The 15,466-nt window shown below is 66.9% G+C and carries 19 protein-coding genes and 1 pseudogene; 13 read left to right on the top strand and 7 right to left on the bottom strand.

Translation table 11 applies throughout. The features are described from left to right. Nucleotides 1-5 precede the first annotated feature (5 nt). The 3 genes from ACLP9N_RS09385 (at nucleotide 6) to ACLP9N_RS09395 (ending at nucleotide 3,037) form a co-directional block, all read left to right on the top strand. Nucleotides 6-1,649, top strand: a complete 1,644-nt coding sequence (locus ACLP9N_RS09385; protein ID WP_442407146.1) for an acyl-CoA synthetase — start codon at nucleotides 6-8, stop codon at nucleotides 1,647-1,649. Nucleotides 1,650-1,792: 143 nt separating this feature from the next. Then, nucleotides 1,793-2,194, top strand: a complete 402-nt coding sequence (locus tag ACLP9N_RS09390) for a PE family protein (RefSeq protein WP_442407147.1) — start codon at nucleotides 1,793-1,795, stop codon at nucleotides 2,192-2,194. 39 nt (nucleotides 2,195-2,233) lie between these two features. Further along, on the top strand, nucleotides 2,234-3,037 hold the full coding sequence (locus ACLP9N_RS09395; RefSeq protein WP_442407148.1) for an IclR family transcriptional regulator: 804 nt from the start codon (nucleotides 2,234-2,236) through the stop codon (nucleotides 3,035-3,037). A gap of 9 nt (nucleotides 3,038-3,046) precedes the next feature. Here the strand turns inward: ACLP9N_RS09395 and ACLP9N_RS09400 are convergent, their stop codons facing one another. The 6 genes from ACLP9N_RS09400 to ACLP9N_RS09425 form a co-directional block, all read right to left on the bottom strand. Beyond that, nucleotides 3,047-3,895: a polysaccharide deacetylase family protein gene (locus ACLP9N_RS09400; protein ID WP_442407164.1), complete on the bottom strand. Its 849-nt coding sequence runs from the start codon at nucleotides 3,893-3,895 to the stop codon at nucleotides 3,047-3,049. A gap of 163 nt (nucleotides 3,896-4,058) precedes the next feature. Next, complete coding sequence (locus ACLP9N_RS09405) at nucleotides 4,059-4,787, bottom strand: class II aldolase/adducin family protein (RefSeq protein WP_442407149.1); 729 nt, start codon at nucleotides 4,785-4,787, stop codon at nucleotides 4,059-4,061. Then, complete coding sequence (gene hcaB / locus ACLP9N_RS09410) at nucleotides 4,784-5,590, bottom strand: 3-(cis-5,6-dihydroxycyclohexa-1,3-dien-1-yl)propanoate dehydrogenase (RefSeq protein ID WP_442407150.1); 807 nt, start codon at nucleotides 5,588-5,590, stop codon at nucleotides 4,784-4,786. Before hcaB ends, ACLP9N_RS09405 begins: the two co-directional genes overlap by 4 nt. Beyond that, nucleotides 5,587-5,874 (bottom strand): dihydrodiol dehydrogenase, encoded by a 288-nt coding sequence (locus tag ACLP9N_RS09415; protein ID WP_442407151.1) that lies wholly within the window; start codon nucleotides 5,872-5,874, stop codon nucleotides 5,587-5,589. The genes hcaB and ACLP9N_RS09415 overlap by 4 nt, the downstream gene beginning before the upstream one ends. Next, the gene (locus tag ACLP9N_RS09420) at nucleotides 5,871-6,410 is read right to left on the bottom strand and encodes a 3-phenylpropionate/cinnamic acid dioxygenase subunit beta (RefSeq protein ID WP_442407165.1); all 540 of its coding nucleotides are present in this window, start codon (nucleotides 6,408-6,410) and stop codon (nucleotides 5,871-5,873) included. The genes ACLP9N_RS09415 and ACLP9N_RS09420 overlap by 4 nt, the downstream gene beginning before the upstream one ends. Before the next feature lie 11 nt (nucleotides 6,411-6,421). Then, a complete protein-coding gene (locus tag ACLP9N_RS09425; RefSeq protein ID WP_442407166.1) occupies nucleotides 6,422-7,726 on the bottom strand; it encodes a Rieske 2Fe-2S domain-containing protein in 1,305 nt (434 codons plus the stop codon). Between the two features lie 288 nt (nucleotides 7,727-8,014). Between ACLP9N_RS09425 and ACLP9N_RS09430 the strand changes: the two genes are divergently transcribed. Both ACLP9N_RS09430 and ACLP9N_RS09435 read left to right on the top strand, forming a co-directional pair. Then, nucleotides 8,015-8,995 (top strand): Rieske 2Fe-2S domain-containing protein, encoded by a 981-nt coding sequence (locus ACLP9N_RS09430; RefSeq protein ID WP_442407152.1) that lies wholly within the window; start codon nucleotides 8,015-8,017, stop codon nucleotides 8,993-8,995. Next, nucleotides 8,995-9,480: a hemerythrin domain-containing protein gene (locus ACLP9N_RS09435; RefSeq protein WP_442407153.1), complete on the top strand. Its 486-nt coding sequence runs from the start codon at nucleotides 8,995-8,997 to the stop codon at nucleotides 9,478-9,480. The genes ACLP9N_RS09430 and ACLP9N_RS09435 overlap by 1 nt, the downstream gene beginning before the upstream one ends. 29 nt (nucleotides 9,481-9,509) lie before the next feature. On the opposite strand, the gene ACLP9N_RS09440 is transcribed toward ACLP9N_RS09435, so the two are convergent. Further along, nucleotides 9,510-9,869, bottom strand: coding sequence for a hypothetical protein (locus ACLP9N_RS09440; protein ID WP_442407154.1), 360 nt, complete (start codon nucleotides 9,867-9,869; stop codon nucleotides 9,510-9,512). A gap of 61 nt (nucleotides 9,870-9,930) precedes the next feature. Between ACLP9N_RS09440 and pcaH the strand changes: the two genes are divergently transcribed. From pcaH to ACLP9N_RS09480, 8 genes and pseudogenes are all read left to right on the top strand, one after another. Further along, a complete protein-coding gene (gene pcaH / locus ACLP9N_RS09445) occupies nucleotides 9,931-10,701 on the top strand; it encodes a protocatechuate 3,4-dioxygenase subunit beta (RefSeq protein ID WP_442407155.1) in 771 nt (256 codons plus the stop codon). Beyond that, nucleotides 10,698-11,276, top strand: a complete 579-nt coding sequence (pcaG, locus tag ACLP9N_RS09450) for a protocatechuate 3,4-dioxygenase subunit alpha (protein ID WP_442407156.1) — start codon at nucleotides 10,698-10,700, stop codon at nucleotides 11,274-11,276. Before pcaH ends, pcaG begins: the two co-directional genes overlap by 4 nt. Beyond that, nucleotides 11,273-12,502, top strand: a complete 1,230-nt coding sequence (locus tag ACLP9N_RS09455; RefSeq protein ID WP_442407157.1) for a lyase family protein — start codon at nucleotides 11,273-11,275, stop codon at nucleotides 12,500-12,502. The genes pcaG and ACLP9N_RS09455 overlap by 4 nt, the downstream gene beginning before the upstream one ends. A 232-nt stretch (nucleotides 12,503-12,734) precedes the next feature. Then, nucleotides 12,735-12,977: pseudogene (locus ACLP9N_RS09460) on the top strand (indolepyruvate ferredoxin oxidoreductase subunit alpha); the annotation flags it as partial. A 27-nt stretch (nucleotides 12,978-13,004) separates the two neighbouring features. Next, entirely contained in the window at nucleotides 13,005-13,682 is a 678-nt protein-coding gene (locus ACLP9N_RS09465) for a helix-turn-helix transcriptional regulator (RefSeq protein ID WP_442407167.1), read from the top strand. Next, nucleotides 13,679-14,104, top strand: a complete 426-nt coding sequence (locus ACLP9N_RS09470; protein WP_442407158.1) for a hypothetical protein — start codon at nucleotides 13,679-13,681, stop codon at nucleotides 14,102-14,104. The genes ACLP9N_RS09465 and ACLP9N_RS09470 overlap by 4 nt, the downstream gene beginning before the upstream one ends. Before the next feature lie 51 nt (nucleotides 14,105-14,155). Beyond that, nucleotides 14,156-14,515, top strand: a complete 360-nt coding sequence (locus ACLP9N_RS09475) for a cupin domain-containing protein (protein WP_442407159.1) — start codon at nucleotides 14,156-14,158, stop codon at nucleotides 14,513-14,515. A gap of 11 nt (nucleotides 14,516-14,526) precedes the next feature. Beyond that, the coding region (locus ACLP9N_RS09480) for an NAD(P)H-dependent flavin oxidoreductase (RefSeq protein WP_442407160.1) at nucleotides 14,527-15,466 on the top strand (940 nt) is incomplete at its 3' end.

Consider the following 15,466-nt stretch of genomic DNA (forward strand, 5'->3'; position numbering starts at 1 on the left):
GGCGAGTGGAGTTCAACCTCGCGCAAGTTTTCGCGGCGGTGGCGGCGGCCAACCCCGACCGGGACTGCATCGTGTTCGGAGATCGGCGATCCAGTTTCGCGCGGACCGACGAGCGTGCCCGCCGATTCGCCCGGGCGCTGCACGCGTGGGGGTTTGGCGCGCACCGGGAGCGCTCCGAGCTGGCGCCCTACGAATCGGGTCAAAGCCATCTCGGGTTGTACATGGCGAACTGCAACGAGTTCCTCGAAGCCATGCTGGGCGCCTACAAAGCCCGGGTCGCCCCGTTCAACGTCAACTACCGTTACGTCGCCGACGAACTCGTGTACCTGCTGGACAATGCCGGTGCGGACGCGCTCATGTACCACGCCCGGTTCGCGCCGACGCTGGCCCTGGCGTTGCAGCAGCTGCCGCCGATGCGGCTGATCCACGTCGACGATCACTCGGGAAACAATCCGCTGCCGGGTGCGGTGCGCTACGAGGACCTGTTGGCTTCCGCGTCCAAGGTGTCCGACGAGTCGCTTCACGTCGTGCCGTCGCCGGACGACCTCTATGTGCTCTACACCGGCGGTACCACCGGGATGCCCAAGGCGGTGCTGTGGCGCCAGAACGACATCTATCTCAACGCGATGGGCGGGCGGACCTTCGGCACCAGCGAGGCGGTGACCAGCCTGCACGAGATCGTCGAGCGATCGCGGCCCGAGGGGCCGGGTTCGATGACGGCGGCACCGCTCATGCACGGCGCGGCGCAGTGGGCGGCGTTCATCAACCTGTGCGCCGGACGGCCGTTCGTGATGGCGCCGACGACCACCCACTTCGATCCGGCGGAAGTGTGGGCGCTGGCCAGCCGGGAACGCGTCGTTTCGCTGTCCATCGTCGGCGATGCCTTCGGCCGGCCTCTGGTCGACGCGCTCGAGTCCGGCGAGTACGACCTGTCCGGGCTGCTGGTGCTGGTCACCGGCGGGGCGGCGCTCAGCGCGCCCGTCAAGCAGCGATTCGTCGAGCTGCTGCCCCACCTGACGATCCTGGACACCGGCGGGTCGTCGGAGTCCGGGGCGCAGATGGGTCAGTTCTCCGGCCGCTTGCAGAGGGCGTCTGGCCGGTTCGCCCCGAACCCGGGGGCGGTGGTGGTCAGTGCCGACATGACCCGGATCCTGTCGCCCGGCGACGAGGAGATCGGCTGGCTGGCCCAGCAGGGCCTGATCCCGCTCGGCTACCTCGGTGATCCGGAGAAGACCGCGCGGACGTTCCCGGTCGTCGAAGGGATCCGGCATTCGGTTCCGGGGGACCGCGCGCGCTGGGACGCCGACGGCCAGATCGAGCTGCTGGGCCGGGATTCCGTGACCATCAACTCCGGCGGCGAGAAGATCTTCGCCGAAGAGGTCGAGGCCGCCATTGCCGAGCATCCCGCGGTCTACGACGTTGTCGTGACAGGCCGGCCCAGCGTTAGGTGGGGAAACGAGGTCGTCGCGATCGTTCAGCTCACCGACGGTCAGCGCGTTGACGCCGAGAGCATCATCGCCGAGGCCGCCCGTCACATCGCGCGCTACAAACTGCCCAAAGACGTCATCTTCTGCGACCGGGTGCAGCGTTCACCGTCCGGCAAGGCCGACTACCGGTGGGCAAAAAATCAAGTTGCGCAGGGTATTTGAGCACTGCGACGGCTGGGGCGGGGCGGGCCGGGCGTTGCCGACTCCCGAGCCGACTCCCGAGCGTGTAACACCGGCCCGTCGAAATTCGATATTCGCGTGTGCCCCGTCGTCACGGATGACGGTGACCCAAAGAGAGGTTGCACATGTCATTTGTGAATGCGGTGCCCGAAGCGCTGACGGCGGCGGCGGGGGACTTGGCGGGGATCGGGTCTGCGCTCGCTGCGGCTAATGCGGCGGCGGCGGCTCCGACCGCGGGAATTGAGGCGGTTGCCGCGGATGCCGTGTCGGCGGCTCTCGTGGCGGTTTTCAGCTCGCACGGGCTCGGGTATCAGTCTTTGGGCGCCGAGCTGACAGAGTTACACGACCAAATCGTGGAGGCGCTGCGCTCGGGCGCGGGTTCGTACACGGCTGCCGAGGCCGAGAACGCGTCGCTGATGCAGGAGGCGTTGGGTGCGGTGAACGCGCCCGCCCAGGCGCTGCTGGGGCATCCGCTGCTCGGCAACCGCACCGGTGCGGCGCCGGGCCGCAACGGCCAGTCCGGGTAGCCCGGGTCGTCGGCCCGCCTCGGCGGTACCGTCACTGGCATGGCGACAAAGAGGCAGCGGGCCGCACCAGAGGCGGTCGCCGATTCGCTTGCGCCGCAGTATCCGATCGAGTCCGTCGACAATGCGCTCAAGCTGCTGTTGCTGCTGGGCGAGCAGCCGCAGATCCGGTTGAGCGAGGCAACCCACTATTTGGGTGTGGCGTCGTCCACCGCGCACCGGCTGCTGGCGATGCTGAACTATCGCGGGTTCGTCCGGCAGGACCCGGTGTCGAAGGCGTACCTGCCCGGTCCGGCGCTAACCAGCGTGGCGTTCGCGATATTCGGCCGCATCGATGTCGCCGCGACCGCCCTGCCGGTCATGCGCAGCCTCAGCGAACGCCTGCGCGAATCGATTCACGTCGGGATGCTCGACGGCGCCAGCGTCCGTTTCGTCGCCGCGGTGGAGGGCCCAGCCGCGGTCCGGGTCGCCTCCCGGTTGGGACGCACGATGCCGGCGCACTGCACCTCGACGGGCAAGGTCATGCTGGCCCAGTTGTCGCAGCCGGAGTTGCATCAACTGCTGCCGGACGAGCAGCTTGCGCGCATCACCGCGCAGTCGATCGGCAGCCGCACCGAATTGGAGGCCGAGCTTTCGGCCATCCGTGGACGGGGCTACGCGGTCAATCGCGAGGAGAGCGAGGAAGGCGTTGCCTCCGTTGCGGTTCCGATACCGACCCGGGCTCCGGGTCTGCGGCTTGCGCTCAACGCCGCGGCTCCCCGCGACCGGCTGAACAGCTCTCAGTACCCCGCGGTGGCCGCCGCACTTGTCAAGGCGGCCAAGGAGATTGGCGATCAATTCGGCTGAGACACCGCCTCACACGGCGGATCCCAATGTCCGGTGCGAGGTCTCCGGTTGTAGGAAGACGTCGTTTAGCGTCACGGTGCGCAACCTGCGTGATCGTATGATGTCTACAAGCTGCCCGTAAACATGGGTGATCGGTGGGTGATTCAGATGGCCGATCACGATGTTCTGCGCGGTGAAGGCCTGGTACGCCATCGTGACAATTTGGTCTTCGGAAAGCAGTGCAGAATCGCGTAGGTCGCCGGACCACAGCGTGGGCACCTGGTAGCCCAGGTCGGCGGCCACCGCGTCGACCAAAGCATCGTGATGGCCATACGGCGGCCGAAAGTACGGGGTGGCATCCACACCATACGTATTCCGCAGGAACACGTCAGTGCGACTAAGCTCATCGGCGATTTGGCTTTTCGACAGCTTGGTCAAGTCCGGATGCGTCCACGTGTGGTTGCCCAGCTGAATCTGCCGGGATTCGACCAGTGGTCGAATTATGTCGGCATTGTCAGTCCACGAGCGATAGGCGCCGGTGACGAAATAGGTGAGCCGGACGCCGGTGTCCTTGGCGAATTGTGTGTAAAGCCGCACCACATCGGTGCTGGCACCGTCATCGACGGTCCATGCCAAGAGATCACCGTTGCCGGGAAGCTTGTTCAGTACTCCGCCGCCGGGCAGCTCCACACGTGATCCGCGTTCGGGCGGCGGCAACAACGGCGACAGGACTGGCGCGGCCGGGCTCGGCGCGGATCTGGGAACATCGCCGCGCGCCACCGTCTCCGTGGAGCCGCCGGCGGCGTACTCCGAGACCTCCGAGACCACCGTGACCGCCACCGTCGCGGCTACCGCGACCAGGAACCGCCGCCGGTCCAGTTCGCTCACGTGTGTACTCCTACGTTTACGGTGCCAATTCGGGAAGCCCAGAACGAAATTGGGGCAGATACTTCGAAGCGTAGGCCGGTTGTCACCGCAATCGCGGCACGTCTGTCGAGTGTCGCTGACGGATATCAACTTGTGACTTTCCACTAGAACGTAGTCAACTCGGCTGATCGAGACGCGCCAGCTCGTGCCGCCAGGCCGCGTCGGCGGTGAAGGCGGGCCCCAAGTCCGGCAGGTCGTCCCAGTCGGCTTCGTCGATGTCGCGCAGGGTGCCGCCGGCCGAGCGCACCCGCAGCGACATGCGCGCCAGCGCGTCGAGGCTGATCGCCTGCAGCACCGCCTGCTGAATAGTGTTGGCTGCGCTGGTGATTCCGTGTCCGCGGCAAATCACCACCGGCCGCCCGCGCATCGCCGCCACCATTTCCTTGCCCAGCGCGGAGTTCCGGATCAGCACGGCGCGCTCGTAGACCGGCACGCCGCGGCGCGCGAGCCAGGCGCCGGGAATGTCGTAGGCCCCGTAGATAGGCCGGATCGTGATCCCGGCCAGATCCGCGGCAACCACGGCGGGAGGGTGCAGATGCGCGACGGCCCGGTGGTCCGGGTTGGCCGCCATGGTCTCGACGTGGATGGGCAATTCGTTGGGTATGCGATAGCCGTCGAGTTCACCGTCGGCGCCCGCGCTGCCGTCGAACGCGATGAGCCGGATGTCGCTGGGACGGGTGAAGGCAACCCCCGTGTCGGTGTCACTACGGCAGCGGATGAGCAGGTGGTCGTCGTCGACACGCAGACTCAGGTGACCCAGGATGCCGTCCACCAGGCCGCGCGCGGCGGCGACCCGGCAGCCTTGCGCGACCAGGGCGCGCTGCTCGTCGAGCCGGCCGGTCATCGGTGCTCGACTTTGGTTGTGCCGATACCGAATCCTCCGTCGGGGTGGATGGTCTCGCCGGTGATCCCGCGGGACCGGTCGGAGGCTAGGAAGACGAAAGCCCACGCGTGGTCTTCGCCGCTGAGCGCGACGCCCAGCGGGGTGCGCGCAGCCATATCGCGTGCCCTGTTGGGCGTGTCGTCGAGACGTGCCTCGTCGAGCCCCAGGCTGGCAAGGCCGCGCAGATCGGTGTTGAGCGTGCCCCCCGGCGCCACCCCATTGACCCGAATCTGGGGCGCCAGCTCGTGCGCCAGCGCGGCCACCAGCCCGCGCACGGCGAACTTCGACGACACGTAGAGCACGCCGCCGCGTCCGGGATAGTACGACGACGCGGATTCGGTCAGCACGATCGAGGATCCGGTGCCGGCCCGCAGCCACGGAACCGCGGCCTTGACCGATTGCAGATGGCTCAGCACGTTGGTGCGAAACATCTCGTCGAACGCGGTGGCCAGATCGTCGGCTTTGATGTCGTTGACGCCCTGGTAGAAGTCGAAGACCCCGACGCAGTTGACCAGGGTGTCGAGACCACCGTAGGAATCCACCGCGACATTGACCGCGTGTTCGTTGGCCGCACGGGTGATCGCATCGCCTTCGACCACCGGGACACCCGGCAACTCCCCGCGCAGCTTGTCGCACTTGCCCCGGTCACGTTCCAGCACAGTGATTCTGGCGCCTTCGGCGCGAAAGGCATCGACGACGGCCCGCCCGATGCCGGATCCGCCACCCACGACCAGGGTGCTCTTGCCGTGCAGCCAATCGGTCATGGTTCCGGTTCTACAGGATATGTTTCGGGGTCGGGTTCATTGGGCAGCAGCGGACCGTACGAATTGCCGACCATTGCCGTCAGCGTACGGGTGTTCTGGCGGGTCAGTGCGTCGACCTCGAGCGCGTCCAGGCTGATCCACTGCCCGGTGTGGGGCGCGGTGATCAGCAGCCGTGATCCGTTGCGGGTATCCACCCGGTGCACCTGTACTTCAGCGAATTCGTTTGCGAAGGTGAGGGTTTCGCCCACGGCGCCTTGCAGCAACCGTTCCAGCTCGGGGCTCATAGGAACACCGCCAGGTTCTGCATGCGCAGCACCGCCTCGTCGGCAATGATCTTGCGGTGGGCCAACTTCCATGAACTGCCACATCTGCGCAGCACGTCCGCACGGCCGCAGGACACCAAGGCGCTCTCGTTGACGTCGCCGCGGCTGCGGAACAGCAACTCGGCTGATTCGACTTCTAGATGCGCGTCATCGTCGCTGGCGAATGTGCGGACGTTCGTGATGAAGTGGCGCAGCCGCGACGGTGGGTCCTCGGTCCAGGCGTGTTCGGTGGCGAACCGCGCGACCCGCTGGCTCAGCGAGTACTTGTCCTCGTCGAAGTGGGCCATCCCCGGGCCCCTTCCCGGCATTGTGTCGAAGCCGGCGCCGCGTGCGGTGGTGACGCGCACCGGCATGACGTAGCGGATGTCGTCTGTCAACGTGTCCAGCCACAGTTCGTACTGCTGGGCGTCCAGCAGGTAGGCCTCGTCGACCAGGAACTGATGCGCCTGCAGGTGGCGAGTGTCATTGAAAGGCAGTGACGGCAATGGTTTTCTCATGAAGGGCGCGCTCATGCCGGCAGCTCCACGTGGTCGGCCCACAACTTGAGCAGCTCGCGCTGGTTGTACTCGTTGTAGCCGACTTGCGCGCGGCCCGGCCCGTGGAACGAGTCGGGCGGTAGCGCCTCGGTGACCGGACGGTCGTTCCAGAGCAGGCCCATCCGGCTGTTCAGCAGCAGCCGTCGCGCCATCGAACCGCCGGCGGTGGTGGTCAACGACACCCAGTTCTCCACGTCGTCTTGTTCGAACATGCCGGTCGACCCGAAGCACATCAAATAGGCCTTGTACGAGTCTTTCTTGTACTGCGCGGGTGCGGCGGAGTCAACGGCGAACCACGAACACACCTCGGTTTCGTTCGCACTGATCGGCTGCCACAGGCGAATCGAGATGAACGGCAGGACTTCGTCGTCCCGGTCGTGCACTCGATCTCGTATACGGGGCCAGTTGTGCACAAAGCTCAGGTTCGGAAAGCAGGTGGCGGCCGAGATCATGAACCCGTCTTCGCCGACCACTCGCTGCTGCCGCGGCGTCCAGACGTCTTTGATCCGGGCGATCATCTCATCGGGGTAGCCGACGTAGCGCATCCGCTCCTCGAAGCTGCCCGGCGGAAGCTTGTAGGTCGTGCCGCCCCCGCGGTGCGCCCAGTAGGTGGCGCCGTCCTTGCGCTTTTGCGCTTTCGGCTCGCGGAACAGGCCGATGTCGACGATCGACGCGTGGGTGTGCGGCGTGTGGTACATGTCGCCCGCGAAATTCTCGGCGCCGATCTTCCAGTTCGCCTTGATCCGCCAGCGCTGCGGCCCCCGCAGCTCCACGCCGTGGGTGCTCTGCTTGGTGTAGAAGTCCAGATAGAACTTGAAGTCGCCGAGGAAATCCTGCAGCGGCTCGGCATTCGGGTCCATGTTGATGAACAGCAGACCGTTGTAGCTCGCGAAATTCGGTGCGGGCAGCAAGGTTTGGCCGTCCTTCGGCAACCCCTCGTCACCTCCGTAGGCTTCGCGGTGGAACGGAAGGCCGGTGAGCCGGCCGTCGTTGCGGTAAGACCAGCCGTGATAGGGGCAGCGGAAGTTGGAGGCGTTGCCCATTTCCGCGCGGCACACCTGCATTCCCCGGTGCAGGCACATGTTGAACATCGCCCGGATGGTGCCCTCCGAATCGCGGGTGATGATGAACGAATCGTCGAGCACCCGGCGCACGACGTAGTCGCCGTCCTGCGGGATCTCCGATTCGTGGCCCACGAACATCCACGCCCGGCTGAACAGCCGCTCCTTCTCGCGCGCGAATAGCTCGTCGTCGTTGTAGATGTGCGCGGGGATCATTCCCCGCCGCACGTTCTGGAAAAGCTCCGTTACGGGACCCACAGTTGTATTCTGCTATACAGAACTAACTTCTGACTAGTAGAATCGCCACCCATTCCATAATTTCCACAGTGGCCTTTGTGCAAATTCACAGCTCGCTCCCAAAGATGGTCCCTGCGCCGCGGTTACCGTGGTCACGTCGGGCCCATGGCGCAGGTGAGCGAGCGCAGGTGAGCGCGATTTAACCGAGGGGTAATCGCAGAATTCGCCGCATTCGCCTCAGGCTGCGGTGCAGGAAGGACTGGTGTGATGGCTGATCGGTCAGGGGATGGTCGATTGCGGAAGCTTGGGCCGCGAGTGTTGTCCGCCATCGGGCGTCAGGAATGGCTGGATCGGCCGAGCTATCGGCTGGAGCACGTGCTCAGCTTCGCCTACAACGCGCTGGGGGGTGCGCGCAACAGTGTCACCAATGCGCTGAACGGCGTGTGGCTGGGGCATCCGGCGCATCCGGCGCTGGCGTCGCTGACCAGTGGAGCGCTCGGCACGACGGTGGCCCTGGACGCCCTGAGCGTGCTGCCGGGCCGGCCCGCCACCGAGGTCCTCGACGCGTCGCGGTTTGCGTCTCGGTCCCTTGGGTTGGGGATCCTCGCGAGCGTCGCCTCTGCCGCCACCGGCGTCACCGATTGGCAGCACACCCACGAGGAGGACCGCCGCGTAGGGCTGGTGCACGGCGTCGTCAACCTGGTGGCGACCGGGCTGTACGCGGCGTCCTGGTGGGACCGGCGCCAAGGCCGCCACCGCCGCGGCATCGCGCTCACCGCGCTAGGCTACGGCATCACCCTGGCCGGCAGCTACCTGGGCGGGGCGTTGGTCTTCGAGTCCGGTGTCGGAATCGACCAGTCGGGGGCCCGGTTGCGCACCAAGCAGTGGACGCCGGTGCTTCCCGCGAGCTCGCTGAACGGAAAGCCGGTGCGGGTCGAGGTCGACGGCATGGGGCTGGTGGTATGCCAGACCAAACCCGGGGAGGTGTCGGCGTTCGGTGAGTTCTGCCCGCACCTGGCGGCCCCGATGGCCGACGGCTGGGTCGATCGCGGCCGGATCGTGTGCCCATGGCACGGTTCGTGGTTCGAGGCCGAGTCGGGGGAGGTGCTGCGCGGGCCGGCGGCGGCTCCGCTGCCGTGCTACGAGGCCCGGTTGGTCGACGGAATGGTCGAGGTGCGTGGCGCACCCTCCAGCGGGCAGCATGCGCCGCTCGGCGGCGCAGTCGGGATCGGACAGGGAGGAGCGTAGTGAACGCCTACGACGTGCTCAAGGAACACCACATCGTGATCAAGGGGCTGGGCCGCAAAGTCAGCGAAGCGCCGTTGAACAGTGAAGAGCGGCATGCCCTTTTCGACGAGATGCTGATGGAACTCGACATCCACTTTCGCATCGAAGACGACCTGTACTACCCGGCCCTGGGGACGGCCAGCAAGCTGATCGCGATCGCGCACGCCGAGCATCGCCAAGTGGTCGACCAGCTTTCGGTGCTGCTGAAAACCCCGCAGGGCGCGCCCGGGTATGAGCAGGAGTGGAACTCCTTCAAGACCGTCCTGGAGGCGCACGCGGACGAAGAGGAACGCGACCTGATTCCCGCTCCCCCCGAGGTGAAGATCAGCGACGCGGAACTCGAGGAGCTGGGCGACAAGATGGCCGCCCGCATGGAGCAATTGCGCGTCTCCACCCTGCACAAACTGCGGACCAAAGGCCGCGCGACGCTGGTGCGCGCTCTGTAGCAAGGTCAGCGCGCCAAGACCTCAGGACCTCAGCTGGTCACCTGTAGGGGAAGCGACGTCACTCCGGCGCCGCAGGTGACCACGAACACCCAACGGCCATCGGTAGGCAGCCGTACCTCGACGTTGAAAAAAGCGAATCCGATTTCGCCACCGGCCGCTGCTTCTGGCAGCTCGTACTCGACGGTCAGCGGCTCGGCATCCGTGGGCGGCATGATCTCGACGTCAACCCTGCGGACCGGACTGTCAGTCTCGCTCTGCGTCAGCAGCACCAGCACGAACTTGACTACTCGGTCCGGTCCGACCTGAAATCCGGACAGCACGCCGCCCGACACGCTGAGTTTGTTATTCACCACGGAAGCCGATTCGGCGAGGAAGGCCCCGGTAATCACAGCGCCGAAGCTACCGTTTCGTCCGCCGAACGCAAACTGGCAGGGGGTATCCTCACGCCTCGTGAGGGCCGCACCGGGGCGCGTCGCGTCGCAAGGTGAGATCACGGCGGAGATCGCAGCCGTCGCAGCCGAATACCAACGCACGGGTGGCGGCGTCGGACGTGAAGTGCAGCCGCGGCTCGATTACCCGCCCTATCGCAGCAGCGCCCTGCGTCATCCGAAAAACCCGCTGGTGAGCGTCGACCCCGAGGAGGTCGAACGCTGGGCACCGTGCTTCGGCTACCAGGACGTCGACCCGCTCGACGCCGACCTGACGGCCGGCCACCGGGGCGAGCCGATCGGGGAGCGCGTCATCGTGACCGGTCGGGTGCTCGACGAATCCGGTCGGCCGGTAGCGGGCCAGCTGATCGAGATCTGGCAGGCCAACGCCGCTGGTCGCTATCGCCACCAGCTCGACCAGCACCCGGCTCCGCTCGACCCGAACTTCACCGGCGCCGGCCGCTGCCTGACCGGACCCGACGGCACCTACCGCTTTCTGACCGTCAAGCCGGGCCCCTATCCGTGGCGCAATCATCACAACGCATGGCGGCCGGCGCACATCCACTTCTCGGTCTTCGGAACCACTTTCACGCAACGGCTGGTCACCCAGATGTACTTTCCGGGTGACCCGATGTTCGATCTGGATCCCATCTTCCAATCGATCGTCGATCCCGCCGCGCGCCAACGACTGATCGCCCGCTACGACCACGACCTCACCGAGCCGGAGTACGCGACCGGCTACCGGTGGGACATCGTGCTGTCCGGCCCCAGCCGAACCTGGACCGAAGTATGACGGAATTGGCTTGCACCCCAGGGCAAACCGTGGGGCCCTTCTTCGGCCTCGGATTGCCGTATCCCGGCGGCAGCGATTTGGTGGGCTTGGTGGGTCAGGCCGACGCGGACGCCGTCCGGTTACACGGCAGGGTGTACGACGGCGCCGGCAACGGGGTCCCGGATGCGCTGGTCGAACTCTGGCAGCCCGACGGTGCCGGTCGGATCCCGCGCGCGGCCGGCTCGTTGCGGCGCGACGGTTCTGCCGGCTTCACCGGGTTCGGCCGAGCGGCCACCGACGCGAAGGGGCGGTACGCGTTCACCACGGTGACACCCGGTGTGGTGGGCTCCGGGCCGCCGTTTTTTGCGATCACCGTGTTCGCGCGGGGGCTGTTGAACCGGCTATTCACCCGCGCCTACCTGCCCGACGGCGCCCTGGACGCCGATCCGCTGCTGGCCGGCGTCGACGCCAGGCGGCGCACCACTTTGGTATGTGCCGCCGAAAGTGCCTCGGGCCGGCCAGGTTATCGCTTCGACATTCGTCTGCAGGGCCCTAACGAGACCGTGTTCCTGACCTACCGGGACGATCGGCGATGACCAACCTGTTGTGGCCCGGAGACCACCGCGCCGGGGAGCACATGACGGATCAGGCGCTGCTGCGGTCGATGGTTGCGGTCGAGTCGGCATGGTTGCGGGCCCTGTCCGCGGCCGGCCTGGCGCCCGTCGATTGTGCCGTTGTTGACCTCTGGCAGTTGGTGGGTGAGCACGATTGCGAGCAGCTCGCACTGACCGCCGAGGACGGCGGCAACCCGGTCATCGGGTTGGTCGCGCTGCTGCGCGAGCGGAGCGTCCCGGCGATCTCCGCGTGGGTCCATCGAGGACTCACCAGCCAGGACGTTGTCGACACCAGCTTGATGTTGGGCGTACGCGCCGTCGTCAACCACCTGAGAGTGCAGCTCGGCGAACAGGTTTCAACGCTGTCGGCGCTCGCGGCAACCCACCGAGCCACGCCCATGGTGGCGCGTACCCTCACCCAACACGCGGCGCCGACCACATTCGGCGCCAAGGCGGCCGGCTGGTTGAACGGTGTCGTCGACGCCTTGGAGCGGCTCAGCGCGCTCGAAACCCCTATCCAGATCGGCGGCGCCGTCGGAACACGTTCCGCCACCACAGAGTTGGCGACACTGATGACGGGCGCGGCAGATCCGGCGGGACTTTCCGAAGACGTAATCCAAAGCACCGCAACCGCGTTGGGATTACACGCCAGAGCGCCGTGGCACACGACGCGGACGCCGGTCACCGCGGCCGCGGACGCCTTCGTGACATGTACCGACTGCTGGGGCCGGATCGCCTCGGATGTCGTCACCCTGGCCCGCCCGGAGATCGCCGAACTCAGTGAGCCCATTGCCGCAAAGCGGGGCGGATCCTCCTCGATGCCGCACAAGCGCAATCCGGTGCTGTGCATTCTGATCCGGCGCGCCGCCATGTCGGCGCCGCAACTGGCCGCGACCCTGCACACCGCCGCCGCGCTGGCCAACGACGAACGCCCCGATGGCACATGGCATGCCGAATGGGACACCCTGCGGACGCTGGCCCGGCGGACCGTGGTCGCAGGTTCCCAGTGCGGCGAACTGCTGGTCGGGCTGCAGGTACATCCCGACGTAATGGTCGAAAACCTCAGTCGAACAGATGTTCTCGGCGAGCAACGCGCCATCGCCGAACTGGTCGGGAAAGCGCCGTCGGCAACCTATTTCGGCGCTGTCGACCGCCTGATCGACGAAAGCATCGATCGCGCCCAACGGGCACTTAAGCGACGTCGGTGAGCCGGTCCGCCTAACCCGGCTTCGTCGCGACGATCGCGACCGAGGCCAACTGCTCGCGCTGCTTGCGGAATGTAGCGCGCATCGCGAGTACCCGTCTGCGGGCGTCGCGTTGAACGAGCAGGTACTTGGCGAATCGCAGCGCGCCGAGAACGCCTTAGTTGGCCATGGACTCGATCGCCTCCTATCGTTTTCACGATCAGGCTTGTGTAAACTCAAGCGCGTGACCTATGTGATGGACGAGTGTCCGGTCGACTGCATTGACGAGGTTGGGCGGGCGCTGTACATCCACCCGGACGAATGCGTGGACTGCGGGGCGTGCGAACCCCGTATGTCCGTTCGAGGCGATCTACTACGAAGACGACCTTCCCGACGCGCTCACGCCCCAGCTGGCTGATAATGAGGCGTTCTTTACCCAAACCTGCCGCCGGGTCGGGACGAGCCGTCGGGATCGCCGGGCGGGGCGGCCAAGATCGGTTCCGCGGACCGACAATGCACTAGGAGCGTGAGCGAGATCATCCCGATCGGAGAATCCGCCGGCCGCCGCCGTGAGGTGCTGCGCCTGCTGCGGGCGTCGGCGAACCCGATGAGCATACTGGCGATCGCCGACGCGCTGGGCGTGCATCCCAACACCGTCCGCTTCCACCTCGACGTCCTCGTCGGCGACGGCCAGGTGGAGCAGGTGGCGCCGGGCCGCAAAGGGCCCGGGCGCCCGCCGTTGATGTTCCAGGCGGTCCGGCAGATGGATCGTGGCGGAACGCGACACTACCGGATGCTCGCCGGGATCCTCAGCACAGCCCTTGCGGCCGAACGGAATTCGGGTAACAAAGCGCTGGCCGCGGGACGGGCGTGGGGTCTCAAAATGGAATCGCCATCGGACGGTGACACCGGTGCCGAGGAGTCGATCGACCGCCTGGTCGAGGTGCTCGACGAGCTCGGGTTCGCGCCCGAGCGCCGCGCCGCCAACGGCGACCAGCAGATCGGCCTGCGACACTGCCCGTTCCTGGAACTCGCCGAAACCCGGACTGCCGTCGTGTGCCCGATACACCTCGGGCTGATGCAAGGTGCGATGGAAGCCTGGGGGGCGGCCGTCACGATCGACCGGCTCGAGGCATTCGTCGAACCGGATCTGTGTGTGGCCCACCTGAGGGCACGGGGAGCGGCAGAGGGAATCACCGGGTGAGTACGGGGCCGGCGATCGCCGTCGCCCTCACCTTCGTCTGGCTGGGCATGGTCCTGGCCATCTCTTTTCTGGAAGCCCCGCTGAAATTTCGGGCGCCCAACGTGACGCTTCAAATCGGGCTAGGCATCGGCCGCCTGGTCTTCCGCGCGCTGAACACCGTGGAGGTCGGCTTCGCCCTGGTCATCCTGGCGATCGTGGTGGCAGGTCCGATGCCGGTGCTGATCACCGCGGCGTATTCCGTGGCCTTCGCCGCACTGGCCGTCCAGCTGCTCGCGGTGCGTCCCCGGTTGACCCGACGGTCCGACCAGGTGCTCGCCGGGCTCGACGCGCCCCGCTCCCGCGGTCACTACGCGTATGTCGGTTTGGAGGCGGTCAAAGCGATTGCGTTGCTTGTGGCGGGGATACTGCTACTTGCCGGCTGACCCGCCCAGAGACCAGCCACAGACCGGCCCACAGACCAAAAGGAATCGCCGATGGAATCCGTTTCGCTTACCAGCCTTGCCGCTGAAATGTTGGCAAAGTTGGCCGAGGCGCAGCAGTCGCACAGCGGACGGGCCGCGCACACCATTCACGGTGGTCAGACCCACGAACTGCGCCAGACCGTGCTGGCGCTGCTGGCCGGCCACGACTTGTCCGAACACGACAGCCCGGGCGAGGCGACGCTGCAGGTGCTGCAGGGTCACGTGCGTCTGACCACCGGCGCCGACGCCTGGGACGGCAAGACCGGCGACTACGTCGCCATACCCCACGAGCGCCACGCCCTGCACGCGGTGGAGGATTCGGTGGTCATGCTGACCGTGCTGAAGAGCATCCCCGGGGCATCCCCCTCGTAGCCGGGCCGGACATGCTATCCACGCCCTGGTCAAGGAGTTTGGGCCTGCGGGTACCGATCGTCAACGCGCCGATGGGTGGGGTGGCGGGCGGTCGGCTGGCCGCCGCGGTCACCGCAGCCGGCGGCCTGGGCATGGTCGGCATGGGCAGCGCCGGGAGCAGGGCGGCGCTGGAGACCCAGTTGCAGCACGTCAGCGAAACATTCGGAATCGGCCTGGTGGACTGGGTGATGCGCAACGAGGCGGGGTTGCTAGAAGACGCCCTGGCCGCGCGTCCGGTCCTGTTGTCGGTCAGCTTCGGCACCGACTGGTCCTGGGTCAGCAAGGCCCACGACGCCGGAATCGTCACCGCCACACAGGTATACGACAGCGTGGGAGCCCGTCGGGCGGTGGACGCCGGCGTCGACGTCCTGGTCGCGCGCGGGTCGGAAGGCGGCGGTCACGGCGACGTGCGGCTCGGCACGCTGCCGTTGCTGGACACCGTTTTGGACGTCGTGTCGGTGCCGGTGCTCGCGGGCGGTGGAATTGCTTCGCCGCGCAGCCTGGCCGCGGTACTGGCCGCCGGCGCCGGCGGAGCATGGGTCGGCACCCGCCTGGCGGCGTGTCCGGAGGCGCTGACCGGCGACGGCAGCCGTCGGGCCCTGATCGCGGCGCGGGCAACCGACACCACGATCACCCGGGTCTTCGATGTCGCCCAGGGCCGTCCCTGGCCGGAGCGGTTCCCGTCGCGGGTGCTGGCCAACGACTTCGTCGAGCGCTGGACGGGTAGGGAGGACGCGCTCGCGGCAAATCAGCCGGCCCGCGAGGAGCTGGCCGCCTCGATCACCGCCGACGACCGCCGGATCGCCCCCGTCGACGCCGGCCAGGGCGTCGGGATGATCGACGACGACGCGTCGGTGGGCGAGGTCATCGAGACAATGTGCTCGGGCGCGGAAAAGTTGCTCTCCGTCTGGG

This window comes from Mycobacterium sp. (genome assembly GCF_052144515.1).
In the GTDB taxonomy this organism is placed as follows: Bacteria; Actinomycetota; Actinomycetes; order Mycobacteriales; family Mycobacteriaceae; genus Mycobacterium.

Excerpts from the sequence above, each read along its gene's own strand:
- ACLP9N_RS09415 (WP_442407151.1), bottom strand. The coding sequence starts at position 5,874 with ATGAGCCCCGAGCTGGAACGGTTGCTGCAAGGCGCCGTGGGCGAAACC.
- ACLP9N_RS09475 (WP_442407159.1), top strand. The coding sequence starts at position 14,156 with ATGGAATCCGTTTCGCTTACCAGCCTTGCCGCTGAAATGTTGGCAAAG.
- ACLP9N_RS09455 (WP_442407157.1), top strand. The coding sequence starts at position 11,273 with ATGACCAACCTGTTGTGGCCCGGAGACCACCGCGCCGGGGAGCACATG.
- ACLP9N_RS09430 (WP_442407152.1), top strand. The coding sequence starts at position 8,015 with ATGGCTGATCGGTCAGGGGATGGTCGATTGCGGAAGCTTGGGCCGCGA.
- ACLP9N_RS09395 (WP_442407148.1), top strand. The coding sequence starts at position 2,234 with ATGGCGACAAAGAGGCAGCGGGCCGCACCAGAGGCGGTCGCCGATTCG.
- hcaB (WP_442407150.1), bottom strand. The coding sequence starts at position 5,590 with ATGACCGATTGGCTGCACGGCAAGAGCACCCTGGTCGTGGGTGGCGGA.
- ACLP9N_RS09405 (WP_442407149.1), bottom strand. The coding sequence starts at position 4,787 with ATGACCGGCCGGCTCGACGAGCAGCGCGCCCTGGTCGCGCAAGGCTGC.
- ACLP9N_RS09420 (WP_442407165.1), bottom strand. The coding sequence starts at position 6,410 with ATGAGAAAACCATTGCCGTCACTGCCTTTCAATGACACTCGCCACCTG.
- pcaG (WP_442407156.1), top strand. The coding sequence starts at position 10,698 with ATGACGGAATTGGCTTGCACCCCAGGGCAAACCGTGGGGCCCTTCTTC.
- ACLP9N_RS09390 (WP_442407147.1), top strand. The coding sequence starts at position 1,793 with ATGTCATTTGTGAATGCGGTGCCCGAAGCGCTGACGGCGGCGGCGGGG.
- ACLP9N_RS09425 (WP_442407166.1), bottom strand. The coding sequence starts at position 7,726 with ATGATCCCCGCGCACATCTACAACGACGACGAGCTATTCGCGCGCGAG.